A 23,586-nucleotide genomic window follows, 5' to 3' on the forward strand; every position below is an offset into this window, starting at 1 on the left:
ACAACTAGTGACTATATTGTAATATGGTCACTATCCAACTTGAACAAGCAAAGGTTATTATGCCTTTTAAACGACTGATTCTGACATTGCTGAGCGCTGGCCTATTGAGCAACTGTGCGGTGGGGCCAGAGTATAAAAAAGCAGAGATGCCCCTTCCTGACAGCTTTATGGGACAGTCGACACTTGCGCATCGGAAGGCGACCGCCGATACCGATATCACCAAGTGGTGGGAAGCTTTCGGTGACCCGCAGTTGACCCAGCTTATTGCAATCGCGCTGGAGCAAAACCTGGATATTGCCCAGGCACAAGCACGCATCACCCAAGCCAGATCCGGCTTGAGCTCAGCAAATGCGGCGTTATTACCTTCAGGCAATATCAACAGCCAGGTCACCAGAAACCATCAGTCTCTCGAATCGCCATTAGGCCAGCTGCTGAACGCAGTCCCTGGTTACGATAGGAATGCGACGCTTTACGAGGCAAACCTGAATGCCAGTTGGGAGCTGGATATCTTTGGTGGATTAAAACACCAGCAACAGGCCGCTTTTGCCGAATATCAAGCCACGCAAGCCGGTGCGATTGCAACAAGATTGGCGATTGCTGCGAATACCGCAGACCTTTATGTCACTGTGCGCGGATTGCAATCTCGGCTGGAGATTGCAAGAAAGCAACTTTCAACGCAACAACAACTGGCAGACAAGATACGCCTCCTCCATTCGCGAGGGCTCGCCCCCAAGCTGCAAGTGGAGCAATCAGAGGCAGCCGTGGCGCAAGTTGCCGCCACTATTCCCGTATTAGAAGCGGGGTTGGTGGCGGCCATGAATGCGATAGATGTGATGTTAGGCCAAGCGCCGGGTAAATATCGCGCCGAATTAAATGTGGTGAGACCGATTCCAGCAGCCCCACAAATGACCTCATTGGGCGCCCCGGGCGAGTTGCTCAAACGCAGACCAGACCTGATTGTCGCCGAGCGGCGTCTGGCAATGGCCAATGCCAACATTGGCCAAGCCATCGCGGAATATTATCCAAAAGTTGGGCTTAGCTTGTTAGTCGGTAGTGCGACTGCTATTTCTGGCGGCAATCTGTTTAGCAACGCTGCCAATCAGGCCGCAGCCGTGGCAGGCTTGCGCTGGCGACTGTTCGACTTTGGCAGGATTGACGCACAAATCCACCGCGCAAAAGGACAAGAAGCTGAGTTGTTAGCGGCTTACAGACAATCTGCGCTCCGTGCGACCGAAGATGTAGAAAATGCCATTTCAGCCTTAGTCAAGCGAGAAGAGCAATCCATTTACCTACGGCAAGGAGAGCAGGCATTGGCGCAGGCACGGGATACATCTTTTATCGCCTATCAGCGAGGCGTCGTCAGCTTGATTGAAGTGTTACATGCAGATGAAAACTTACTCAGGGTATCGGATGCAAAAGCGCAATCGCAAACAGAAGCCGCCAGATCGGCCATCGCGGCGTTTAAAGCCTTGGGCGGCGGATGGGATCCAAACAGCACGCAAGCGGCATCTCTGACTCAAGCAGGCATTGAACATAGCAGCAGCGCAAATCCCTGATTGAACCGCAGGCTGCAGCAAACAGTTAAACCTTAACGCAATTAACAGGGAGTAAAAGATGAAAAAAATATTGCTGATGATAGGCGTTGTCTTCAGCCTGTTTCTGACAGGCTGCTCAACTATCAGCCACGGTGAATATACGCAAAACTGGACGCAAAGCGCGCCTGAACTTTTAACCCTGGAGGGGGGAGTCACGGTCAGGTACATGCGCACCGGCAATGGCCCGCCACTTGTTCTGTTACACACCATCCGCACCCAGCTCGACTATTTTGAAAAATTAGTCCCGTTGTTGAGCAGTCAATACGAGGTGATCGTGCTGGATTTACCCGGCCATGGCCAGTCCAGCATTGATGACATTGCCTACACTGAAGAATTTTTCAGGCGAACAACAAAAGAGTTCATCACCAGGCTGGATTTAAAGGAGGTGACGCTCGCAGGCGAATCCATTGGTGGTGTGTTAGCGCTGACTGTCTCTACTGAACTTCCAGATAGGGTGACGCGCGTTTTTTCCCTGAACCCGTACGATTATGGTGAACAATTTGGCGGTGGCATACGCCGTAGTAAAAACGGCTGGATGGTGGGTTTATTCAACATTTTTGGAAGCTACACGCTAGAGCCGCGTTTTGTAACAGCGGCAGTGATGCACGGCGGTTTTTATGATGTGCAGAAATTGCCTGAAGATCTACTGACCGAGTTTTCTAATACGGGCAAGCGAGAGGGGTATCGTGGTGCCGAATACACTGTGTTCAGACACTGGAAAACATGGATAGCCGCCCGGCAGTTATATCCGCGTGTGAGCGCACCCGTCACCCTTATTTACGGTAGCGATGACTGGTCCAATCCCAGCGAACGTATCCGGAACCAAAAAGAGATTGCCCACGCAAACCTAATCACGATTGAAAAATCAGGGCACTTCACAGCGCTGGAAAGCCCAGAAAAAGTGGCTGAGATTATTCTCGGAAAATAACACGCGCTTGCATCTCTTTTACTGCCCTATAGATAAAGTAAATATATAACTTTTAAATCACCTGACCATAAGAGCAATCTATTTAATAGAGGTGGCTTCGATTAGAAACCTATCGCACATAGCGGAAGTTTGATAAAAAAAATCAACGGCCAGATGCGTTTGATTTTTATAGACCAGTGCCTACGTTCACCCACTCGGACACCCCTCATAAAAGAAAAACCAAGGTCGTGATGACCAACTTGTGTCCACCTTTAATCGCATGATCAATTAAGTTGAATAATTAACCTGCCTCGCCACTTACTTAAAGACGTTTAAACCATAATGGGGTTAAACATAACGCTATCCAAATCACTGCTTCTAAAAATGCTGCCAGCACATCGCTCAAGTAATGAGCGCCCAGATACATGCGGCTAAACGCAACCAGAAAGACCATCGCAATCGCTATCGGCAAAATATAAACAGCCCTGCAAAGGGCAGACTTTTGTGAAATCAGCAATACGGCCAAAGTGCCATAAAAAACCGTACTGGCAACGACATGCCCGCTTGGAAAACTGTAGGTGACAAGAGTGACAAGCGGATCATCAAAGGTCGGGCGTGCTCGCTGAAACATATGCTTTGCCAGCAGATTAAGCAACATTGCACCTTGCACTATGAGCAAGACGGACAATGCCGCATACCAGCGTTTTTTCCCAATGTAATATAGCGTGATCATCCCGGCCACGGAACTCAGGATCCAAGGGTCATGCAGGTGGGTGATGACGAGCAGGCATTGTGTGAGCATCGTCGTGCTATGCGCATGCAGCCATTGGGCAACCTCCAGATCGACGAGCGTCAACGCGACTTCGTTAATGACATTTTCAGCAATCAACGCAAACAGCGTACCTGCACTGGCCAGTACGATCAGGCCTAACCTTCGCAGCCGTTGGTAATCAGGCGATGAATGTCTCTCTTCACTGTGAGTGAATAGAGGGGCATGGGAGATGACTGGTTGATAGAGGGTGATCATTCGCCCTACCCAAACCAGCATTAGAATCATGATACCCGCAACTGCCAGGAAAATACTGCCCGCAATGAGCCAGGGTGCTGTTACCATTTAACGAGATATCCTATCTTTATGAAAGCGCCAGCACCTGGGTGTGTGCTGTGATGAACCGGGAGGTCACGGCATCAAAATCCAGCCGTTCAACATGGCAGTAACGCGACGATGTTGTCGGCTCATAGCGGATAAGGTTCACGGAATTCGGCTTGCCTTCGCGTATACGGCTGGAGATGGCCGTTCCCGCGGAGAGGGTCCAGACCGAGCGTGTCAGGCCATCCATTTTTTCTGCAAGATTACGGATATAAGCCAGATGGATGTGCCCACTTAAAATCAAGTCTGCGCCTGCCGCTGCCCAGGCTTTAACAGCTTGTTGGTGACCATGTAGCAGGTTCTCGAGATCACTTTCCCGCTCAACGTACACAGGCTGGTGGACTGCCACGATACGTAACTGCGCTGGCAAAGCACCTCGTAACTGCTGCGCTACCCGTTCAATCTGTTGCGCCGAGACTTCGCCATCGGCGTGGCGCCATGGTCGGGTGGCATTAACGCCTATCACCAGCGCATCCTGACTGGAAAATTGCGGCTCAAGCTGTTTCCCGAATACGCGACGGTAGTTACCATAAGGATTAAAAACACGTGCAAATAGATTAAACAGCGGAATATCGTGGTTACCGGGAATCACCAGCTTCACCGGAGCTGCCAAGGCATCCATAAAACTGCGCGCGGCAGCGAATTGTCCGCGTTTTGCCCGCTGGGTGATATCGCCTGACAGGATAGCGATATCAGGGCGCAACTCCTGGGCAAGCTGCAATAGCGCAGCCGTCACGTGCGGCTTTTCAGTGCCAAAATGCGGGTCGGAAAGATGCAGGATCACGCTCACTGTTCGGTCCCTGACTGCTCACTGGCCGACTTGGGCACGACCAGGCGCAAACACTGTGGACCCACGCGGAATGTTAAAGGTGGACGCATCTGGGACACCTCGCCATCCATAGCAACTTTTACGTAAGGCTTACGCAGCCGCAGCGGCTCCACCACCAGCTGACGACAGGCAAAATGTGTCAACTCAGGCGCTTTGCGCAGCAGCCCCAGCATGCCTCTAAAGGCAAAGGCGATGCGTTTGAACACTGTCATCGGCGGCAGCGCAATAATGGCAAGCTGGCCATTTTTCACATGTTGCGATTCGGAAGCAAGGCCGACATCATGCAGCTGGATAGAGTTGTTACCGACGAATATGGTGGAAGCAGGAATGACACTTTCTTCACCCTTTTGCTCTCCCCCGCTATGCGCAATACGTAACAGCATTTTGATATCGCGTTTTAATATGGTGATCAAGGCCGCCCATTTCGCCACCAGGCGGCTACGTCCGTGCTGTTTTTTAAATACCTCTCGGTCTGCCAGCAATTGCGGATAAAGACCCAGGCTGGCATTCACCAGAAAGACCTCATCATTCAACTGCCCCACCTGCACCTGGCGTTCGTTGCCTTCGCGCATGCCTGTGATCAAGGCCTCCGCCGCCAATTCCACCTCCTGTGGCACACCCTGGTCACGCGCAAAATAGTTGAAGGTCCCCAACGGCACGATGCCGAATGGCAGGCCAGCAGTCAGCGCTGCCTGCGCGATATACCGAATCGTGCCATCCCCGCCTGCAGCAACCACCACGCCATGGCGATGGCTTGCCAGCTCGACAGCCTGCTTGGTCATATCGGAAATATCTCCCGGCCGACGGCATAGGAACAGCTCATAAGGCTGTTTAGCCGCATAAAATATTTCCGCAAGTTTATTTGCAACTGTCTCTGCATTTTTATCGCCGGAACCCGCGTTCAGGACAATGAATAATAGCGTGTATGTCTCGCGCTCTGCGGGATGCGTCGATTGTGTCAGTGTGTCCATATAATGAATACAGAAATTTCTTCTTAGAGTTCTCTATAAATTCATTGTAGATGAAATCCGGGTAAACGACGAAGGCGTCAATCATTCTCGCATTACGCAAGATCACTGCAAGAAATGAACGATCAAAATGTGGGCTCGGTCATGTTGCCAGGTGGCTGCCAGCGTAGTCACTAGGGGAGAAGGTCGAGCGGAGAGGAATAACTAGAGGAAAAGCAGACCAGATGACAATCATCCTTTCGCGGATAAGCTGCGTGCGCCGATGACGACAGTCAACGTGGTCAGTCCGCCTGTGGTATGAACCAAAGCTCATATTCCTCAACGGCTTGCACACCCATGCGTCATCCGACACGATTTTCACCTGACAAAGATAATCTCAACACAAATCTTGTGTCACGACAATCATTTTATTGATAATGGTTCTCATTAGCAATATGAATTACAATCCCGTCCCCAGAATACTAATAACTAGGAAGAGGATATGCCGAACCATCAAATTGTTTCTATTCAACTCAAACGAACGACATTAGGTTCTTTGATTGCTGCGATGTTTGCTACATCAGCATTACATGCCGGTGAGATCACCCAAACAGTTGAAAAGAGTGAATCCAAAAGTGCTTCAGAAACCCAAACTTTAGAGGCGGTGACTGTAAAAGCCATTAAAGAAACCCGTGGGAAGCCTATGCCAGCGTATGCGGGTGGCCAAGTAGCCTCAGGTGGCCGGGTGGGTTTATTGGGGAACAAGTCTGTGATGGATACGCCGTATAGCATGACCAGCTACACCCAGGAGCTGATTCAAAATCAGCAGGCGACGACTGTCGCTGATGTGGTGGCTAATGATCCGTCTGTGCGCAATATCAATCCACGATTTGGCCGTTTCGATCAATTCACCATTCGTGGGTTTAGCTTATCGAATAGCGAAATTGCGTTTAACGGTTTATATGGCCTGGTCCCGACCTATACCGTTCCCGTTGAGTCTGCTGAACGTGTAGAAATTTTCAAAGGACCAAATACTTTGTTGAACGGCATGTCGCCTAGCGGCGCTGTGGGAGGAAGCATCAACATTGCTCCTAAGCGTGCAACTGATAAAGACATCACCCAATTCACCGCAAGTTATGCCACTGAATCAGTGTTAGGCGGACATCTGGATGTGGGTAGGCGCTTTGGTAGCGATGGTCAATTCGGTGCCAGAGTCAATGCTGTTCACCAGGATGGAGACACCGCATTCTCAAACGATCAATCCATAAAACGGAGCTTGGTCTCTTTAGGGCTGGATTTACGCGGTGAGAAATTACGACTGTCGAGTGACATGTACCATTATGAAAACCGTGGCACAGCCCCTTTAGAACGCGTGGCTTTACTCGGGACTGCCGTGACTCCGGATGCCGACCGAATCAGCCGCAATTTTGCTCAAAAATGGTCGTATGCGGACACCACAGACAGCGCCGTCCTGTTAAGGGGTGAATACGACATCACCGCACTGACAACGGCTTATGCCGCTTGGGGCGCCAGAAGAGGCCGTTATGATTTTCTGCGTGTATCGCCAATCAATGTGAATTCAGCGGGTAACTTCACTGCAGATACCAATAAATTTCTACGTGATGAAGACACGATCTCTAATGAAGCAGGCTTAAGAACTGCGTTTTCAACCGGATTTATAGATCATGCAGTCAACTTCAATGCCAGCTTGTTCCGCATTGACTTCGCAAACGCTGAAACCACTGTAGGTAGCATCACTTCCAATATTTATGACCCGGTGAACCGGGCACAACCCAATACGCCAGGCACGCCTGAACGCCCAACCGGGAAAACACAGCTTGAAAGTTTTGCGATCACCGACACTTTATCCATGCTGGATGAACGGATTCAGCTGACATTGGGCGTCAGAAAGCAGCGTGCGATTGGTATCAGCACTCCGGCTAATCGCCCCAGAACCGAATACGATAAAGATGCCTACACCCCAACCGCAGCGATTGTGATTAAACCTTACGACCACGTCTCCATTTTCGGCAATTATATTGAGGCGCTGACGCAAACACCGATAGCTCCTTCCAATGGCGTTGCTAACCCCGGCGCGATGTTCCCACCTGCCAAGACCAAACAAATAGAAGCCGGGGTAAAAGTAGACCTGGGGACATTTACAACGACGATGAGTGTTTTCAGGATAGAGCGGCCAAACGCCTTCACCGATCCAGTCACCAATGTTTTTGGCTTAAACGGCGAGCAGCGCAATACCGGACTAGAGGTCAATGTTTTTGGAGAACCGATGACTGGTGTCCGCCTATTAGGCGGCCTCATGCTTTTGGATGCAGAACTCACAAAAACGAATGGCGGTGTCAATGAAGGTAACACTGCCATCGGTGTGGCTAAATTAAATGCGAATCTCGGCGCTGAATGGGATGTTGGTGGGGTTCCAGGCTTGACGTTTACCGCGCGCGCCATACACACGGGTGAACAATACATCAATGAAGCCAATACCCGCGAAATACCCGATTGGACGCGTTTTGATCTCGGCAGCCGCTATGTATTCAAGACACAAGGCAAAACCGTGACCTTGCGGGCAAGCGTTGAGAATGTGTCTGATAAACGTTACTGGAGCACCGCCTCGCAATTTGGCTTAACTTTCGGGACGCCAAGAACGGCCATTCTCTCAGCCACTGTAGATTTTTAAAATGGATTAATAAGTAAAAGTATCCAACGAAATACTTAATCCGCCCAAAGAAAAAGTCCATTTAGAAATAAATGGACTTTTTTAACGCTTGCCGAAACGAGATATAAAGCATAGTGCTCATAACGATGGCTCAACAACTACTCTTCTGTCATCAATAAGAATCGAGCCACCGGCTTCTGTGTCTGCTTTTATCAATAAAGTGTTCAAACAAGTTCGACTTCAACCAGATTGTCACTAAACGTATTTGAGTGGCCCATGTCGCCATACTCGGCAGAACTGATACAGTTAACCGTCCCCTTGTTGAGTTGGCGCCAATAGCCCAACGTGGCAACCACGATGCCGGGATTCACGTCTGTGGTGACACGGGCGACTGCTTCAAAACCGCCTCTCTCGTTATAGGTTTTGACCATCATGCCATCCTGAACATTGCGCGCGAGTGCATCCACCGGGTTGATCATCAGGTATTGCTCGCCTTGCACACGGAGTTTGGATTCCATATTTGCGTAGGAAGAGTTGATGAAGCCATGGCTTTTGGGAGAGATGATGTTTAAAGGAAACCTGGCGGCCAGCGCTGCGTTGGAGTCCGCCGTTTCACGACTGGGCACATAGGCCGGCAATGGGTCTAAATCTTCGCCTGGCTGAAAACCGTCATACATCTGCCTGAAGGGGCCTGCGACAAAGTTTTTGGCGCCTTCTACCATGAACATACATTTACCGGTCGGGGTGGGGAAATTGCCCTCGCGATGCGGGGCGCGGTCGTCTTTGGTGCCTACATTGAGCCTGACAAACCCATGCTCGCGCATATAGTTGAGGTCTATGCCTTTGCAGGCGGGTGAGTTCCAGTCGACATAATTTTCAAGACATTCGCTATCACTCCATTTGAAGTTATCTTCTTCAAACCCTAACCGTTTCGCCAAGCGGCGGAATATTTCATTGTTGGGTAAGGCTTCGCCGGGCGGCTCTATGCATTTGGTGTTGTAGGTGAGGTATAAATGGCCCCAGGATAAGATCATGTCTTCCTGTTCCGCACCCATGGCGGCGGGCAAGACAATATCTGCATACGACGCCGTATCTGAAATGAAATGGTCAGCCACAATGGTGAACAGGTCTTCACGCTTCAGACCCTCAATCACCTTATCGGTTTCGGGGGATTGGGTCACGGGGTTGGTGTTCCACACCATGATCGATTGAATCGGCACCTCAAGCGGCGTTTCGCCAAGCAGCGCCCGGCCTAATTGCAGGATATTCACCACCGGCGTGCCTTCAGGGATCAAGTCCGGCCTGCAAATCACATCGAACTTGTAAGGATGCTCCCAGACCGGGAATTGCAGCGCACCGCCGCCTACGTGGCGCCAGGCACCAATCAAGGCTGGCAATGAGGTGACAGCGCGTATTGCCTGACTTCCGCCATAACTGCGTTCCAGCGCGACGCCAATGCGGATGGCGGCTGGAGGCGTGGTCGCATATTCGCGGGCAAACAGGCGAATCTGGTCGGCGGGGATGCCTGTGATGTCAGCTGCCCATTCAGGTGTACAGGGTTTAGCTCTTTCCGCCAGCTCGGCATAGCCGACGGTATATTTCTCAACATAGTCATGGTCAACCAAGTCTTCTGCAATGATCACGTGCATCATCGCCATGGCCAGCGCACCATCGGTACCCGGCTTGGGGGCGAGATGCCAATCGGCTTCCTTGGCGGTTTTAGAGGCGAACGAATCCACCACCACAACCTTCGCGCCGCGTTTTTGCGCGTCTTTAATAATGTGCCAGTGATGCAAATTGGTGGAGACAGAGTTACAGGCCCAGATCACAATAAAATTGGCATGGATAAAGCTTTCGGGATCCACCCCGGCTGTCGGCCCGACGGTTAGCAACCACGCCGTACAGGAGCCTTCACCACAAAAGGTTCTTTCACAAACGGTGGCGCCCAGCCTGTTGAAAAAAGCATCGCCGCCATTGAGGCCATGCACCAGCCCCTGATTACCCAAATAACTAACGGGCAATATGGCGCGGGGACCGGTATCTTTGATCAATGCCTGCCATCGATCGACAATGGTATCCAGTGCTTCATCCCAAGTGATGCGCTCAAACTGATTGGTGCCTTTGGGCCCTACCCGCTTCATGGGGTATAACAGACGATTGGGGTGATAATGTCGCTTTTCGTAATCTTTTAATTTCACGCATAAGCCACCACGCGTCATCGGATGATCAGGGTTGCCTGATACCGAGACCAACTCACCGTTTTTGACATGAAACTGCATCGCACAAGTATCGGGACAATCATGCGGACAACCACCATGAAAGGTTTGAACTACATCTGCAACATCATTCATATTTCACTCCAAGCGCACGATTAAATGCCGTCAAGTTTTAAAAAGAATCAATGCAAGACAGGTCTGTCTATTCCGAATACTATACTCCTTGCCCCGGAAATACAATGCTACTGGATAGGCTTTATTTTTGTTATATTCATTGTTTCATCTACGGTAACAAACTATGTGGAAATCTGTGATTGCAATTAGCGTGGGAGCCTCTCTCGGGGCTTTGCTCCGTTGGCAATTAGGCCTCAAGCTGAATAGCCTGCTTCCTGCGCTACCGCTCGGAACCCTGTCCGCCAACTTAATCGGCGCCTATATTATCGGCTTTGCAATTGCCTATTTCTCGCAGCTACCGCAACTTTCCCCAGAAGCACGTTTATTGATTATCACTGGATTTTGTGGCGGATTAACTACTTTTTCCACCTTTTCTGCTGAAGTATTTACCCAACTGCAAAACAGCCAGATACTCTGGGCACTCAGAACCACGCTGGTGCACATCGTCGGCTCAGTATTACTGACCTTTTTGGGATTTGTTTCTTTTCAGTTGTCCCGCCACTAACGTAGTTGTCACGTATCGAATGGAGCCGTTATGCAAGGTTTTCAAATCACCTTTTTTACTCGCCTGGACCAAAAGCATGGCAACCAAATGTTGAGTGAATGGTTGATGCTTACGGCAAGAGAGTTAGGCATCCAAGGTGCAACCATTTTTGCGGCGAGTGAAGGATTCGGGCGGGATAAGAAAATTCATGCCGGACATTTTTTTGAACTGGGTGATCAGCCACAAGAAATTGTAGTCACGGCCAGTGAAGAACAGACCGCAAAACTATTTAGCCTGTTGAAAACTGAAAAGATCGATATTTCTTATATCAAAACACCTGTTGAGTTTGGTACCACTGGCGAATAATCCTCTGCCACAAAGCCTCCCTTTTGCCGTGATGGACATCGAAAAAGTGAACACGCCGGCCTAGATTAAACGCGTCATCTAGAGACAATACAGACCGCTCCAACCCATTAAAATGCATGAAATATTGATGCGTTATAATGCATTTTTGTCTAAAAAATAAATGACATGAGTACGTCAGACCAGTCATCAAGTAGCGAGAATGCCCAAAGCTCTCTTGTTCATATTTTTATCATCTTCCTCAAGCTTGGCCTGACAAGTTTTGGTGGCCCCATCGCGCACCTGGCTTACTTTCGGGAGGAGTTTGTGACTAAGCGTCGATGGCTCACTGAGCATGCTTATGCCGACCTGGTGGCTCTTTGCCAGTTTTTGCCCGGGCCAGCTTCCAGCCAAGTAGGCATTGCCATCGGATTATCACGCGGCGGGATCGCTGGCGCTTTTGCATCGTGGCTGGGCTTTACGTTACCTTCGTTTATCGCGTTGGTGATGTTTGCCGGATTGCTCACCCATGTCAGCGGTCTCTCCGAAGGACCATGGCTGCATGGCTTAAAAGTTGTGGCAGTGGCCGTGGTTGCGCAAGCCATCTGGGGAATGAGCAAGACGCTTTGCCCGGACGCCAGAAGAGCCACGCTGGCGATCATTTCAGCAATGATTGTGGCTTGTGCCCCGGGCTTATACTCGCAACTCGGTGTGATCATCCTGTCAGGAATCGTCGGCTGCTTTTGGCTAAAACATCACCATGGCTTACCTCATCAACCCATGCAAGTGCCCATCAGCAAGGCAAGCGGAATCATCATACTTTCGGTTTTTATATCATTACTGTTATTCATTCCGATCATGCATGATGGCTATGACAGCCATCTGCTCGCAATGTTTGATAGCTATTTCAGGGCCGGTTCACTGGTATTTGGTGGCGGACATGTCGTCTTGCCACTTTTACAGGCAGAAACGGTGTCACAAGGATGGGTGTCGAATGATTTATTTCTGGCAGGCTATGGTGCCGCCCAGGCTGTGCCAGGCCCTTTATTCACGTTCGCTGGATACCTGGGCGCGGTGTCAAATGCACAACCCAACGGCTTGCTCGGGGGGGGAGTTGCGTTGGCAGCGATATTCTTACCGGCATTTTTGCTTGTCTTGGGTGCGCTGCCACTTTGGGAATCCATTCGTCAATATCCCTCGATCCAACATGCGATGCTGGGAATCAACGCTGCGGTGGTCGGGTTGTTGATCGCTGCCTTCTACAACCCGGTCTGGACAAGTGCGATTCTCAGCTCACAAGATTTCGGTTTGGCATTACTGGCTTTTTTAATGCTGATGTTCTGGAAGCTGCCGCCCTGGCTGGTTGTGATGATTGGTGCCCTCGCCGCTACGTTATTAACCTCAGCTTTATAACTGAATCGCCGCTCACTTTACGATACCGTTCAGCCCATGCAAACCACCAACCTGCGTCAATTGATGCAACACTTTAGTCAAGCCGGACAACTGGAGGCCATTTACCTGCGTCCAGAGCGTGGTCAGCCTTGTTTGTCAGCAAATCAAGTCCTGGCCCTTGCCAACCTTGGCCTGCAAGGGGATCGCGCCAGTTTGCGCGCTTCATCGCAGCCAAATGGCAGCAAACGGCAAGTGACCTTATTGCAAGCAGAGCATTTACCCGTGATTGCAGCGCTGACTGGTCACGCAGCCATTGATCCGGCATTACTCAGGCGCAACCTGATTGTCTCCGGCCTCAACCTGCTGGCGGCCAAAGCATTGTTTAAAGATCAGCCCATGCACCTGGTGATAGGCGATGTCGTCATGGAAGTGACCGGGCCATGTGAGCCCTGCTCACGTATGGAGCAGGTGCTGGGTGCAGGTGGCTATAATGCCATGCGGGGACATGGCGGCGTCACAGCACGCCTTGTGAGCGGTGGTCTGTTGCGTGCTGGAGACACGGTACAAGTGGTGACAGGGACGACTCCTGGTCACCCGCTGCAATCTTCACTCCCGCTTTAGCAGCAGGAACACGCAAAGCTGGCGACTGACACACCCACCATACGTACACAGACAGACATCATTAACGAATGGGTTGGTCTGCTAAGCGATATTACCTGGGATTTAATTTTGTATGACTACGCAGGACATCAACAATATTGTCTATGAAACTCCGGACCTTGGAAGAACCTAACTTGTCTTCCCGGTGGACGACATGCACTGGCCATGGCTCTTCTTCGTACGCTTCCAGTATTAATCGCAAAGAACCCTTCTCAACCTCGCTCCATACTTGATAGGAAAGTAAGCGCGCGATGCCTAATCCACTCACGGCGGCCGAGAGTGCCGCATCATTGCTGGTGACCGTCAATCGTGGACCCAGCCTGACCAATAACGCTTCTTTTTCAGCGTTGAATCGCCACTCGGTGTGTGGCGAAACATGGCTGGAGGAGATAATCGAATGCTTAGCCAGCTCAGCTGGGTGTTCAGGTGACCCAAACTTATCTAGATAGTCTGGCGATGCGCACAAAACCCGCCGCACGTGACCCACTTTAATGGCGCGCAAGCCGGAATCAGGCAGGTGACCAATACGGATCGCCACATCCATACCTTCATCCACCAGGTTGGTCACGCGGTCGACTAAATGCGCAATCAACTTCACCTGCGGATAACGTTGCATGTAGTCAATCACACTGGGCATGACAAACATGCGCCCAAACATCACAGGCGCCGTGATCGAGAGCGTACCGCGCGGCGTCGCATTACTTTCTGCCACGGCCTCATTGGCCTCTGCAATGCTTATCAGGATGGCCCGCACATTTTCGTAGTACTGACGGCCTGCATCCGTAAAACGCACATTGCGCGTGGTTCTCTGCAACAACCTGGCGCCCAATTGCTCTTCGAGCGCCACCACGGCACGCGTCACTGCCGCTGGGGAAAGGTCCAGCTTGCGTGAGGCCGCGGCAAACCCGCCTTCTTCAGCGACGCTGGCAAACACCCGCATTAAGTGAAACTGATCGATCGTATTTCTCCTGATGAAATAATGTATTGCGGCTAGCCACGATTTTCTCGCCACCATTATTGACTAAAATTTGGTCATGCGTAAACAAACCAAGGAGAAAATCATGACTGCCAGACTGGTTTCAACTTTAGCGTCACCGAGTGATGTGGTATTCACACCGTCAGTCAAAGCCAGGCAAGAGGAAAATGGCTCCAGGGCAGGTTATGCAAACTTTGAAGCTTCACGCGGCTGGGAGTCACGGGTCACGCCGATACTGGCAGAGTTTATTGCAGCGCAGACCAGCTTTTACATGGCCACCGCCAATGCTCAAGGTCAGCCGTATATGCAGCATCGCGGCGGCCCTCGTGGATTTTTGCATGTGCTTGACGAGCAAACCCTGGCCTTTGCCGACTATGCCGGCAACAAGCAATACATCACGGCCGGTAACCTGGATGAGAATCCCAAAGCACAGCTATTCTTGATGGACTATGCCAATGCGCAACGCGTCAAAATCTGGGGAGAAGCCAAAGTGGTCACAGGTGACCAGGAACTGACCGCCCGCGTATCCTCGCCAGACTATGCAGCAAAAGTCGAGCGCGTGATTGTGTTTACCCTCAAAGCCTGGGATGCAAATTGCCCCAAGCATATTCCTCAACTGCTTAAGGCAGAGGATGTCATCCCGGTGATCAGGGAGCGTGATCAGAAGATTGCAGCGCTGGAAAGCCGGTTGAAAGCGCTGGAAGAAAAACTAATGAGTTAAGGGTTAGGCGCTAACCCCCTGAAGATTAAATGGCTGCCCTAAGTGGCAGCCATTTTGATGATCGTGACGGTCTGGACATATTCATGCGCAGCCATGAAAGGCAGCTTTTTACAGATAGCTGAACACGCCATTAGACGATTGCGCTTTGAGGCGCTCGACCAGCAACGAGGCCAATTGCGGATTATTTTTCACCTGTTGTGCTAACTGCGTATATAACTCTACATTTTCTGTCGAAGCAGAATTCCCTAGTGAAACTTTAGCACTGGCACTGCTGTTATTAATTTGTGATAACACCTGATTAATAATCCCCGATGTATAGCTGGTGCTATTGTTATTGGCACCAGTATCGCCCGCAGACAAATAATTAAGCAGGCTGGAAAGCTTGTTGTTTACTGACACGGCGCTATTGGTATCAACCCCAGAGGCCAGCTTGGTCAGCTGTTGCCAGGCTAGAGGCGTGGTCAGATCACTTGACCCGGTTTGCGCTGGATTCACCACCTGCCAGGCAGACTGAATATCGTCTTTTTGCAACGCCTGGCCTATCTTGAAAAGAGGACTATGACTATCGATAGTCTTCAACTGGCTTAGCTTTGAGAACGCGTCTTTAGCCGCCTTCAGGTCGCCTGATTTCAAAGCGCTATCGAGAGAAACGATGGTCTGCTTGGCTTGCTGCCAGTTGGTTGCAGTTTGAACCTGATTGGCACTGTATGCACTCACACCATTTACCGCCATGACGCCTCCTATCTCAATTGGGCTTGATATTTGCCATCAATATAAAGCGAACGCCATGATTTTATTATTTGAATTAGCCACATGAATGCCGGCTAATTACAGAGTTAAAGCGCTGTCATTGATCCTGCGAATAAATCAGGCAAGCATAGGCACCGATGGTGATAGTTGCAGAGAAGTCATAACCGTCGCGCCCTTCTTCATTGGCTGTGATATCCCCGGAAGGAGTCTGGTCCAGCTGTTCGTTATATAGGCCGGCATCGTTATTGAAACGTAGCTTCCATTCTCCGCCACGAGGCAGACCAATCACATAATTCTCTTTACGACCTTCGGCAAAATTGAATATGACGATGACATCGTCACCCACACCGCCTTCTTTCCAGCGGTGCATGGCAATCAATTTATCATGGTCATTCACATGATAAACAGCGGTATGTTGCCCCGTGAGTCCCGCAGAGTATCCTGCCTTATTCAGCCGCAAATTAATCAGGTCACGATACATGGTGGTAATGTCGGCATATTCTTCCGCCCGATGCCAGTCAATAGGACGGTCATCACGGAACCATTGGTCACGTAAGAACTCCTGCCCCTGGAACAGCATGGGAATCCCCGGCGCGGTCATGACCAGCGCGGCCCCCAGGCATGAGCGCTTGATAGCGTAGCGGCCTGGCTGTTCGCTTGGGTCAATTTCTGAAACAAGGCGTTGCTTACCATTGGCAACTTCGTCATGCGATTCAGTATAGATCACGCGCTGAAAAGCATCGTGGTTATATTGGTTAAGTATGGCATCGCGCACAGCCGCCATGGAGCGGTTGGCGTCATTCATTTCAACCAGGGCAGCACGGACAGGATGCACAAACCCGGCATCCCACTGGCTACCAAAATGGGCGCCACCATCATCACGTTTCAGCGTCAGCTCTGCGCTATTTTGCAGGTCTTCGGCAATGGTGATTTTGCCAGGATGTCGTGCTTCCACTTCGCTGTTAATCCATTGCAGCAGGCTCCAGCCTTCAGCAATCAGGTTTTGTGCGCTGGCTTCTACACTGCGGATATATAGCGTCATGTCATAACGCAGCCCATCAGCGTTGTAATCGTCCAGCCACATCATGGCATTATCAAAAATATATTTGCGCACTTCACCACGGCCATAATCCGGGCGTGTATCTCCCCAAGGCGTAGCCGAACGCCAGTCGTTATAAAAATAAATGCCACCTTTGTTATTTTCGTGCCAGCCATCAAACTGCCACAGGCTGATATCAGAAGGGCCAAAGTGGTTGTATACCACATCGACAATCACTGCGATGCCCATCTCATGTGCTGCGGCGACAAAGCGCTTAAACGCCTCTGGCCCACCGTAAGCGCTCTCCACCGCATAAGGATGTGCCGGGTTATAACCCCAGGAGTAATCGCCGGCAAATTCAGCGATTGGCATGACCTCAACGGCATTAATGCCTAAGGCCTTCAGATGTGGCAACCGCTCAATGGCGGTATCGAATGTGCCGACATGCCCGTCTTTGGCGTTAAAGGTCCCAATATGCAACTCGTAAATCACCAACTCATTCCAGGCAGGCATTTCAAATGGAGAAGATGGCTGCACAAAGAAATCCCCCGCCGGGATCACGCCGTTGCCAACCGAATTGGTAACGATTCTGGCGTAAGGGTCTATGCGCTCCATTTGCTGCTCGCCATTCACCAGGTGAAATTTGTATTCATCTCCCGGTTGTGCATTGTTGATATTGATATACCAATAGCCGTTGTCTTCGCTGATACACTCATCGACTCCGGCTTGCCAATCATTGAATGAGCCAATCACAGATACTTTTTGTGCATTGGGCGCCCAAACGCGGAAAGCGACCCCATCGGCATGCGGGATAGCCCCCATACCGGGCAGTGGGTCGGTCACGGGAGGATTGAGTGGTTGTGCGCTGGCAGTGGGCATAAGGGCTTATCTCCGGGATAGGTGATTAATGGCGTCGCATCATGAAATATCGTGCAAATGCCAAGAATGTATATAAAGCGCAACCGCGAAAAAAGGCGTTCAATTCTGATATTTTTGTCAGTATTTTCTGTCAAAACGGGTCGTATGAAAGATCAAGTAAAACCAGCCTGTAGAGAAACTTAAAGAGACATAAGCACTGGCAAGAAACTCGTAAAAAAACCCTCTCGCTTTCGCAAGAGGGGCAAGGTACCTTTGGAGATCCCTCAAAGGTTCAATGCGTGCACTATTCCATGGCAGGGGGCGTCAGAGGATTGAAGTGATTGCCTTGATCTGCTGGCCTGACTGGCTCAGCACCTTGCGTGTCATGCATCCCCCTGGAAGTATTCAAGGCCTGGATCACTCTTTCCACATGTGGCAAATCTGTGCTGACTAACGCCTGGACTTCACCCTCAGGCATGGTCAGCATCACAGCATATTGAGGTTTGGCGGCTACCCATGCCACAATGCCCAATAAAATCAAACAACCGCCAAAGGCGAATAAATCGCCTTCATCCAGCACCAGCAATACACCAATCGCCATGCATGCCATTGCAAACCAGCGATTAGGTTTTAATCGTTGATAAGTCAGGAAGGAAATCTTATTGATCTCGTAAAGTTGTCCCCTGACGATAAAGCGCGTTTTAGACACCGTCACGCCATACTGATTAAAGAAAACCTTTTTATCCATTCTTGGTAAATCCTTGGTAACCAAAGCGAAGCGAAGAATGGATGAATAAATCACAACCACTATAACGCCCACGCATTGCATGTTAGGCTTTAAAACTATGATGCAAAAATATGCGACGAAAGTGGAAGTGTACGCACTCAGGAAGCACGGGGGGGTATTAAACAAGTACCGGAAAGCTTAAGGCCCGAAGACTGCAGGAGGGGACTTTATTAAAGAATGATAAAACCCACTATACGCGCAATTACATGATATGGAACTGAATTTTCAAATGTTAAGACCTACACACACGAATGAGTCACAGGAGACGTCTGTTTAAGGCGCTATACTACGTTTAAAGGAAGTTGAATCAATTGATAGAAAGGACGCCCATGCATCAAAAAACATTTGTCGCAAAAGATGGTCAGGTCTATCTAATCCGAATAGATGACACCGGGGAGGAAATCCTGGTTTTGAGAGAAGAAGATCCGCTTGGGGTGATAGATTTAAAGCGCCTTCATGAGACAAAAGGCGCGGAAAGCTTCCTGGTCAGCGTATTGGATCTTGAAAAATGCAAAAGAATTGGCATAGGCGAAGCGGCACTGTGCTATCACAAAGAGGTGTTTCATAAACCGCTGCGGGCTAACGGGAATGTTCGCGAAGGTAGGCAGTCCGGAGAAAACCTAATGACGCGTGAAGGCATTGCTTTCATTGGCAATATGCGCAGAAAAGGCGTGATTGAGCTGATTGACTTTCATGATGCCTTCAGTGAGGATGAGTAAAATGACAGACACTCAACCGCACTGGCAATCAGTTAGCGCAATGTAGCGCCTATCATCCACCGCTCTCATTCAATGAGTGGGAATACCGGTGGCAAGTGTACCAAAATGATCCTGCATCTGTCTGACCGGCTCTATTCTTGATGGCGTACCCCGATTGATCATCGCAGCATCCAGCGCATACACTACCTGTGCGATGTAGTCCGAATTTTTGTCCTGCAATACCTTATGTTCACCTGTCTTCGCCCTGAGAATGACAGCGTACCGGGTCTTCGCAAACAACCCGGCCATAATACCGAGCACAATCAGGAAACCACCGACCACAAAGAATGCCCCCTCTGTGAGCAAGAGTACCACACCTAATCCAATGCTATACATGGCTAACCAGCGCGGCGGTTTGATCACGCCTAATCTGACCGAGCTAAGGTCTGCAATGTTATATATGTAGCCGCTAGCTATAAACCGGCTGTCGCTAATGATGACTCCCCTGTCACTGAAAAACACTTTTTTATCCATGACCTGCTCCTTTGAATGGGTTGAAGCGGGCGAAAAAGGATGAAATAGTAGCTTCCAGGATGCCCGTGCTTATTGCGTATTACGTTTTAAAACCAAACGTCTACAAACGCATGCCGCGGAAGTAAAGGACTACTCAGGAAGCACGAGAGAGTTTTGAAGCGATTACTAAAGAGATGTGAAACAGCCTCATACGATCATTTAATTCAATGAGGCTGTATAAATGAATAAAAACACTATACGCTCATATCCAGGTAGTGTGCATTATTTGCATATGTAAACCACTTCATCACAAAACACATCCGGCCACCTGAACAACCCTTGCAGGACGCATTGGCCAGCATTTGCGAAAGGGACTGAAGTTCCAGGGATACCCGGAATAAGTGGCTATGCGGGCAAATTGCTGCGTTGCGCGGTACTCGCAACCTCGCTGTACACAGCGTACTATCTCGGTTTCTGCGTTCCGTGCGCCTTGCACTTCATCCCGCTCGCTCACTTATTCCGGCTATCCCTAGGTTTTGATTTTACGGGCCGGACGTACGGGCGCCTGATCAGCATACATATTAATCAAACTACGCTGACTGCCATCGCCACATAGTTGAAAATGAATCAGGTAACGCTTGCCGACTTTGATAAATTGATGCGCGGCCTGGATTTCTTCCATTGACAACACCGGATTCTCACCGACATTGGTAGCAATATGAAATTTGCTTCCGCGCCAGTCGACCTCGAATTTTTCTGGGGTCAAACCGCTTTCACTGTAAAGCACTGTTTTCACCTTTGCCATCGTTACTTGTTGCTGGCAGTCCGGCAAGACTTCATCCATATTGAGCAACGCCACCACTTTTTGCCTGGTCTCGGCTTTGTTGATGTTTTTCTGCACCGGCGTGCTGATCACTTTAGCGCTATCGCTGGAAGCAAAGACTGACAACGGCATCCATAGACTCAGCGCTAATATGGATAATGGGCGCCCGAATAGATGCAACCGATGAACCAACGACATAAGCCTCCTCCTTTCAAATCCTTCAACGTCAACATGAATAAACGCGGCTATATTCCAACTCAACAGTGAGCGCACACTCACATATGTACTCCTAGTGATGTTAGCCACGCTATTAAAAATTATTATTAATATACCCGCATTTCCGCTTTGGGCGTAAGGGGGGCAGTCATTTTTGATATGGTGATCATCCATTGAATCATCGCAATAATAGACATCGCGTAGGTACATTCTGACCTTTCATCTAGTCAAAATCCGATATGGCAAAGCGCACCGACCTTTTATGATGTCAACATCACCGTAATCAACGAAGGACTCACTGATGCTTTACTACGCGCTGCTGTTTCTTGTCATTTCTTTTATCGCCGGTTTGCTGGGATTTAGAGGTATTGAGTCTGGCGCCGCCACGATTTCAAAAGTGTTTTTCTTTATTTTCCTGCTGTTAGCGATAGGCATCGCCTTGGCAGCCGTGTTGGGTATTAGCCTTTTTGTCTAAACTGACGCTGTAGTATCCGAATCTTAGTTTGATTCATTTTTGTCACGCATCCTGATAGCTGAGTCAGGATGCGTTTTATCTTTACGCTGACTCGGAATCGCGGCGATAATAGGGCATGGTTTCTGGTCACCGCTCTGCACAAGCTCCAACTGCTACTGATCCGCAAACATTGTGTTTGTGGGTTGAGTCTTTGCCTCAACGGTTTACTCCCAGCGAGCTGGCGCAGATTCGTGAGGCGGGAGAGCTGGCTGCCCCCCTCTATGCCCAACACCACGCCATTAACAGCCAGCCTCTGTTACAACATGCACTCGGGACAGCGTCTATCCTGTCTGACATGAACCTGGATGCAGACAGCCTGATTGCCTGCATTCTGTATGCCGTGCCAGACTTTATGGATGACTGGTCTATCACCTTACCCACCCGCTTCAATCCCACCGTTGTGAGCCTGATAGATGGCATTTCGCGTATGTCACATATCCAGGCCTTGAGTGAAATGGATGGCTCGCACCCTGCGGATTCCAAGGCGGACCACAAACACGGTGACCGCGCACAACAATTGGAAGCGCTGCGCAAAATGCTATTAGCCATGGTGCAGGATATCCGGGTCGTGTTGATCAAGCTGGCTGAGCGCACCCAGTTATTACGTCATTTGGCTGGCGCCAGCCCAGCGCAACAAGTGCAGATTGCGCGCGAGAACCAGAATATTTTTGCCCCGCTGGCCAACCGTCTCGGTGTATGGCAGTTGAAATGGGAGCTCGAAGATTTATCCTTACGCTACCTCGAACCACAGCTTTATAAAGAAGTCGCCAAAATGCTGGACGAACGGCGAGTCGACCGGGAACAGTATATTGCGGAGGTAGTGAAGCAGTTGCAGCAGGAGCTGGCCCAAGCTGGCATTGAGGGCGAAGTGAGCGGGCGGCCCAAGCATATTTACAGCATCGTCAAAAAGATGAAGAGCAAGCATCTGCAATTTAACCAGCTGTATGATGTGCGTGCGGTACGCATCATGGTACAAGATGTCAAGGATTGCTATACCGCGCTGGGCCTGGTGCATCACTTGTGGCAACCGATTCCGGGTGAGTTTGATGACTATATTGCCCGTCCTAAAAGCAACAACTACCGCTCACTGCACACGGCTGTCAGCGGGCCTCGTGGCCTCGCCCTAGAGGTACAGATCCGCACCTTTGAAATGCACCAGCATTCTGAGCTGGGCGTGGCAGCGCATTGGCGTTATAAGGAGGGCGGCAAGTCTGATGCAAAATTTGACGAAAAAATTGCCTGGTTGCGCCAGATCCTTTCCTGGAAGGATGAAGTCGCTGATCAGGGTGACCTGCTGGAGCAATTCAACAATGAGTTATTCCAGGACAAAGTGTATGTGCTGACACCTCAAGGCAAAGTCATTGATTTGCCCGCAGGCGCCACCCCCATAGACTTTGCCTATGCTTTACATACAGACCTGGGGCATCGCACCCGCGGCGCGAAAATCGACGGACATATCGTCCCCTTGCATGCCAAGCTGGAGAATGGCCAGCGGGTGGAAATCCTGACCGCCAAACATGGTGCACCCAGCCGTGACTGGCTGAACCCGTCCCTCGGCTTTTTGCAAAGTGCCAGCGCACGTGCCAAGGTGCGGCACTGGTTTAAATACCAGCATTTTGAAGAAAACGTCGCCCAAGGCCGGGCCAAGCTGGATAAAGAGTTACACCGCGCCGGTGCCAGCAGCCTGCCACTCGAGAAAGTCGCGCAAAAGCTGCAGTTCCACAAACTGGAGGATTGCCTGGCGGCCATCGGCCGTGGCGATATCAGCGAGCACCAGATTGCCATCACCATTCAGGGGGAGTTGACACCGGTTGCACAAGACAACTCGCCAGCGATGATCAAGCGCCCCAGCGCCTCCCAGGTGAACCATGCGGGCATCATGATTGAAGGCATAGGCAATGTGCAAACCACCATGGCCAAATGCTGCAAGCCGGTGTCACCAGAACCGATTGTCGCCTATCTGACGCGTCACCACAGCGTGACCATCCACCGCCAGGCCTGCTCGTTTATTACGCGCCTGGACAGTGCACGCCACAACCGCCTGCTCAATGCGCAATGGGGTAACAAACAGTCTGGGGTATATGAAGTCGATATCGTTCTGGAAGCGAATGACCGTCAGGGATTGTTGCGTGATATCAGCGAGCTGTTTGCGCGTGAAAAAATCAATACCACAAAAGCTAACACCCTTAGCCGCAACCATGTTGCTCTCATGCATTTTACGGTCGAGCTGGTTGACCTGGACCAGCTAGCGCATTTGCTAGGAAGATTAAAGCAAGTGCCAGGGGTGATCACAGCCCAGCGGCAGACTTAAACAGTGGCAACAA

Annotated in this window: 21 protein-coding genes; 11 read left to right on the forward strand and 10 right to left on the reverse strand. The window is 50.3% G+C overall.

Going from position 1 to position 23,586, the window contains the following annotated elements; genetic code table 11:
• Positions 1-59 precede the first annotated feature (59 nt).
• On the forward strand, positions 60-1,556 hold the full coding sequence (locus ACJ67_RS11480; protein WP_049639182.1) for an efflux transporter outer membrane subunit: 1,497 nt from the start codon (positions 60-62) through the stop codon (positions 1,554-1,556).
• Positions 1,557-1,614: 58 nt separating this feature from the next.
• Positions 1,615-2,523 carry an alpha/beta fold hydrolase gene (locus ACJ67_RS11485; RefSeq protein WP_082164029.1) on the forward strand — a complete coding sequence of 303 codons (909 nt, stop codon included), beginning with the start codon at positions 1,615-1,617 and terminating at the stop codon, positions 2,521-2,523.
• A gap of 301 nt (positions 2,524-2,824) precedes the next feature.
• Here the strand turns inward: ACJ67_RS11485 and ACJ67_RS11490 are convergent, their stop codons facing one another.
• The 3 genes from ACJ67_RS11490 to ACJ67_RS11500 are packed head-to-tail and all read right to left on the reverse strand — an operon-like array spanning position 2,825 to position 5,452.
• The gene (locus ACJ67_RS11490) at positions 2,825-3,616 is read right to left on the reverse strand and encodes a phosphatase PAP2 family protein (protein ID WP_049639183.1); all 792 of its coding nucleotides are present in this window, start codon (positions 3,614-3,616) and stop codon (positions 2,825-2,827) included.
• Between the two features lie 19 nt (positions 3,617-3,635).
• Positions 3,636-4,442, reverse strand: a complete 807-nt coding sequence (locus ACJ67_RS11495) for a metallophosphoesterase (RefSeq protein WP_049639184.1) — start codon at positions 4,440-4,442, stop codon at positions 3,636-3,638.
• Positions 4,439-5,452, reverse strand: coding sequence for a diacylglycerol kinase family protein (locus ACJ67_RS11500; RefSeq protein WP_049639185.1), 1,014 nt, complete (start codon positions 5,450-5,452; stop codon positions 4,439-4,441). Before ACJ67_RS11500 ends, ACJ67_RS11495 begins: the two co-directional genes overlap by 4 nt.
• Positions 5,453-5,930: 478 nt before the next feature.
• Between ACJ67_RS11500 and ACJ67_RS11505 the strand changes: the two genes are divergently transcribed.
• Positions 5,931-8,120 (forward strand): TonB-dependent siderophore receptor, encoded by a 2,190-nt coding sequence (locus tag ACJ67_RS11505; RefSeq protein ID WP_049639186.1) that lies wholly within the window; start codon positions 5,931-5,933, stop codon positions 8,118-8,120.
• A gap of 203 nt (positions 8,121-8,323) precedes the next feature.
• On the opposite strand, the gene ACJ67_RS11510 is transcribed toward ACJ67_RS11505, so the two are convergent.
• Positions 8,324-10,450 carry a molybdopterin-dependent oxidoreductase gene (locus tag ACJ67_RS11510; protein ID WP_049639187.1) on the reverse strand — a complete coding sequence of 709 codons (2,127 nt, stop codon included), beginning with the start codon at positions 10,448-10,450 and terminating at the stop codon, positions 8,324-8,326.
• Between the two features lie 163 nt (positions 10,451-10,613).
• On the opposite strand from ACJ67_RS11510, the gene crcB reads away from it, so the two are divergent.
• The 4 genes from crcB to ACJ67_RS11530 all read left to right on the forward strand — a co-directional run bounded on the left by crcB (position 10,614) and on the right by ACJ67_RS11530 (position 13,328).
• A complete protein-coding gene (gene crcB / locus ACJ67_RS11515) occupies positions 10,614-10,994 on the forward strand; it encodes a fluoride efflux transporter CrcB (RefSeq protein WP_049639188.1) in 381 nt (126 codons plus the stop codon).
• Between the two features lie 30 nt (positions 10,995-11,024).
• Positions 11,025-11,339, forward strand: a complete 315-nt coding sequence (locus ACJ67_RS11520) for a DUF190 domain-containing protein (protein WP_049639189.1) — start codon at positions 11,025-11,027, stop codon at positions 11,337-11,339.
• A gap of 165 nt (positions 11,340-11,504) precedes the next feature.
• Positions 11,505-12,728, forward strand: a complete 1,224-nt coding sequence (gene chrA / locus ACJ67_RS11525) for a chromate efflux transporter (protein ID WP_049639190.1) — start codon at positions 11,505-11,507, stop codon at positions 12,726-12,728.
• 36 nt (positions 12,729-12,764) lie between these two features.
• Positions 12,765-13,328, forward strand: coding sequence for an MOSC domain-containing protein (locus ACJ67_RS11530; RefSeq protein ID WP_049639191.1), 564 nt, complete (start codon positions 12,765-12,767; stop codon positions 13,326-13,328).
• 91 nt (positions 13,329-13,419) lie between these two features.
• Here the strand turns inward: ACJ67_RS11530 and ACJ67_RS11535 are convergent, their stop codons facing one another.
• Positions 13,420-14,307 carry a LysR family transcriptional regulator gene (locus ACJ67_RS11535; RefSeq protein WP_049639192.1) on the reverse strand — a complete coding sequence of 296 codons (888 nt, stop codon included), beginning with the start codon at positions 14,305-14,307 and terminating at the stop codon, positions 13,420-13,422.
• Between the two features lie 121 nt (positions 14,308-14,428).
• On the opposite strand from ACJ67_RS11535, the gene ACJ67_RS11540 reads away from it, so the two are divergent.
• Positions 14,429-15,064, forward strand: coding sequence for a pyridoxamine 5'-phosphate oxidase family protein (locus ACJ67_RS11540; protein WP_049639193.1), 636 nt, complete (start codon positions 14,429-14,431; stop codon positions 15,062-15,064).
• Positions 15,065-15,172: 108 nt separating this feature from the next.
• Here ACJ67_RS11540 and ACJ67_RS11545 read toward each other — a convergent pair whose 3' ends face one another.
• The 3 genes from ACJ67_RS11545 to ACJ67_RS11555 form a co-directional block, all read right to left on the reverse strand.
• Complete coding sequence (locus tag ACJ67_RS11545; RefSeq protein WP_049639194.1) at positions 15,173-15,796, reverse strand: hypothetical protein; 624 nt, start codon at positions 15,794-15,796, stop codon at positions 15,173-15,175.
• 115 nt (positions 15,797-15,911) lie between these two features.
• Positions 15,912-17,732, reverse strand: a complete 1,821-nt coding sequence (locus tag ACJ67_RS11550) for an alpha-amylase family glycosyl hydrolase (protein WP_049639195.1) — start codon at positions 17,730-17,732, stop codon at positions 15,912-15,914.
• Positions 17,733-18,015: 283 nt separating this feature from the next.
• On the reverse strand, positions 18,016-18,459 hold the full coding sequence (locus ACJ67_RS11555) for a DUF6232 family protein (RefSeq protein WP_049639196.1): 444 nt from the start codon (positions 18,457-18,459) through the stop codon (positions 18,016-18,018).
• A 368-nt stretch (positions 18,460-18,827) separates the two neighbouring features.
• Between ACJ67_RS11555 and ACJ67_RS11560 the strand changes: the two genes are divergently transcribed.
• Positions 18,828-19,217 carry a hypothetical protein gene (locus ACJ67_RS11560; protein WP_049639197.1) on the forward strand — a complete coding sequence of 130 codons (390 nt, stop codon included), beginning with the start codon at positions 18,828-18,830 and terminating at the stop codon, positions 19,215-19,217.
• Between the two features lie 69 nt (positions 19,218-19,286).
• Here the strand turns inward: ACJ67_RS11560 and ACJ67_RS11565 are convergent, their stop codons facing one another.
• Together ACJ67_RS11565 and ACJ67_RS11570 are read right to left on the reverse strand one after the other, a co-directional pair.
• The gene (locus ACJ67_RS11565) at positions 19,287-19,730 is read right to left on the reverse strand and encodes a DUF6232 family protein (protein ID WP_156171678.1); all 444 of its coding nucleotides are present in this window, start codon (positions 19,728-19,730) and stop codon (positions 19,287-19,289) included.
• A gap of 508 nt (positions 19,731-20,238) precedes the next feature.
• Positions 20,239-20,730: a hypothetical protein gene (locus ACJ67_RS11570; protein ID WP_049639198.1), complete on the reverse strand. Its 492-nt coding sequence runs from the start codon at positions 20,728-20,730 to the stop codon at positions 20,239-20,241.
• A gap of 319 nt (positions 20,731-21,049) precedes the next feature.
• Between ACJ67_RS11570 and ACJ67_RS14680 the strand changes: the two genes are divergently transcribed.
• Entirely contained in the window at positions 21,050-21,223 is a 174-nt protein-coding gene (locus tag ACJ67_RS14680; protein ID WP_018987103.1) for a DUF1328 domain-containing protein, read from the forward strand.
• A gap of 115 nt (positions 21,224-21,338) precedes the next feature.
• Positions 21,339-23,573: a bifunctional (p)ppGpp synthetase/guanosine-3',5'-bis(diphosphate) 3'-pyrophosphohydrolase gene (locus tag ACJ67_RS11580; RefSeq protein ID WP_049639199.1), complete on the forward strand. Its 2,235-nt coding sequence runs from the start codon at positions 21,339-21,341 to the stop codon at positions 23,571-23,573.
• Positions 23,574-23,586: the final 13 nt, after the last annotated feature.

The sequence above is a fragment of the Methylophilus sp. TWE2 genome, from assembly GCF_001183865.1.
In the GTDB taxonomy this organism is placed as follows: domain Bacteria; phylum Pseudomonadota; class Gammaproteobacteria; order Burkholderiales; family Methylophilaceae; genus Methylophilus.

Excerpts from the sequence above, each read along its gene's own strand:
- ACJ67_RS11480 (WP_049639182.1), top strand. The coding sequence starts at position 60 with ATGCCTTTTAAACGACTGATTCTGACATTGCTGAGCGCTGGCCTATTG.
- ACJ67_RS11485 (WP_082164029.1), top strand. The coding sequence starts at position 1,615 with ATGAAAAAAATATTGCTGATGATAGGCGTTGTCTTCAGCCTGTTTCTG.
- ACJ67_RS11490 (WP_049639183.1), bottom strand. The coding sequence starts at position 3,616 with ATGGTAACAGCACCCTGGCTCATTGCGGGCAGTATTTTCCTGGCAGTT.
- ACJ67_RS11500 (WP_049639185.1), bottom strand. The coding sequence starts at position 5,452 with ATGGACACACTGACACAATCGACGCATCCCGCAGAGCGCGAGACATAC.
- ACJ67_RS11505 (WP_049639186.1), top strand. The coding sequence starts at position 5,931 with ATGCCGAACCATCAAATTGTTTCTATTCAACTCAAACGAACGACATTA.
- ACJ67_RS11510 (WP_049639187.1), bottom strand. The coding sequence starts at position 10,450 with ATGAATGATGTTGCAGATGTAGTTCAAACCTTTCATGGTGGTTGTCCG.
- crcB (WP_049639188.1), top strand. The coding sequence starts at position 10,614 with ATGTGGAAATCTGTGATTGCAATTAGCGTGGGAGCCTCTCTCGGGGCT.
- ACJ67_RS11520 (WP_049639189.1), top strand. The coding sequence starts at position 11,025 with ATGCAAGGTTTTCAAATCACCTTTTTTACTCGCCTGGACCAAAAGCAT.
- chrA (WP_049639190.1), top strand. The coding sequence starts at position 11,505 with ATGAGTACGTCAGACCAGTCATCAAGTAGCGAGAATGCCCAAAGCTCT.
- ACJ67_RS11530 (WP_049639191.1), top strand. The coding sequence starts at position 12,765 with ATGCAAACCACCAACCTGCGTCAATTGATGCAACACTTTAGTCAAGCC.
- ACJ67_RS11535 (WP_049639192.1), bottom strand. The coding sequence starts at position 14,307 with ATGCGGGTGTTTGCCAGCGTCGCTGAAGAAGGCGGGTTTGCCGCGGCC.
- ACJ67_RS11540 (WP_049639193.1), top strand. The coding sequence starts at position 14,429 with ATGACTGCCAGACTGGTTTCAACTTTAGCGTCACCGAGTGATGTGGTA.
- ACJ67_RS11545 (WP_049639194.1), bottom strand. The coding sequence starts at position 15,796 with ATGGCGGTAAATGGTGTGAGTGCATACAGTGCCAATCAGGTTCAAACT.
- ACJ67_RS11550 (WP_049639195.1), bottom strand. The coding sequence starts at position 17,732 with ATGCCCACTGCCAGCGCACAACCACTCAATCCTCCCGTGACCGACCCA.
- ACJ67_RS11555 (WP_049639196.1), bottom strand. The coding sequence starts at position 18,459 with ATGGATAAAAAGGTTTTCTTTAATCAGTATGGCGTGACGGTGTCTAAA.
- ACJ67_RS11560 (WP_049639197.1), top strand. The coding sequence starts at position 18,828 with ATGCATCAAAAAACATTTGTCGCAAAAGATGGTCAGGTCTATCTAATC.
- ACJ67_RS11565 (WP_156171678.1), bottom strand. The coding sequence starts at position 19,730 with ATGGATAAAAAAGTGTTTTTCAGTGACAGGGGAGTCATCATTAGCGAC.
- ACJ67_RS11570 (WP_049639198.1), bottom strand. The coding sequence starts at position 20,730 with ATGTCGTTGGTTCATCGGTTGCATCTATTCGGGCGCCCATTATCCATA.
- ACJ67_RS14680 (WP_018987103.1), top strand. The coding sequence starts at position 21,050 with ATGCTTTACTACGCGCTGCTGTTTCTTGTCATTTCTTTTATCGCCGGT.
- ACJ67_RS11580 (WP_049639199.1), top strand. The coding sequence starts at position 21,339 with ATGGTTTCTGGTCACCGCTCTGCACAAGCTCCAACTGCTACTGATCCG.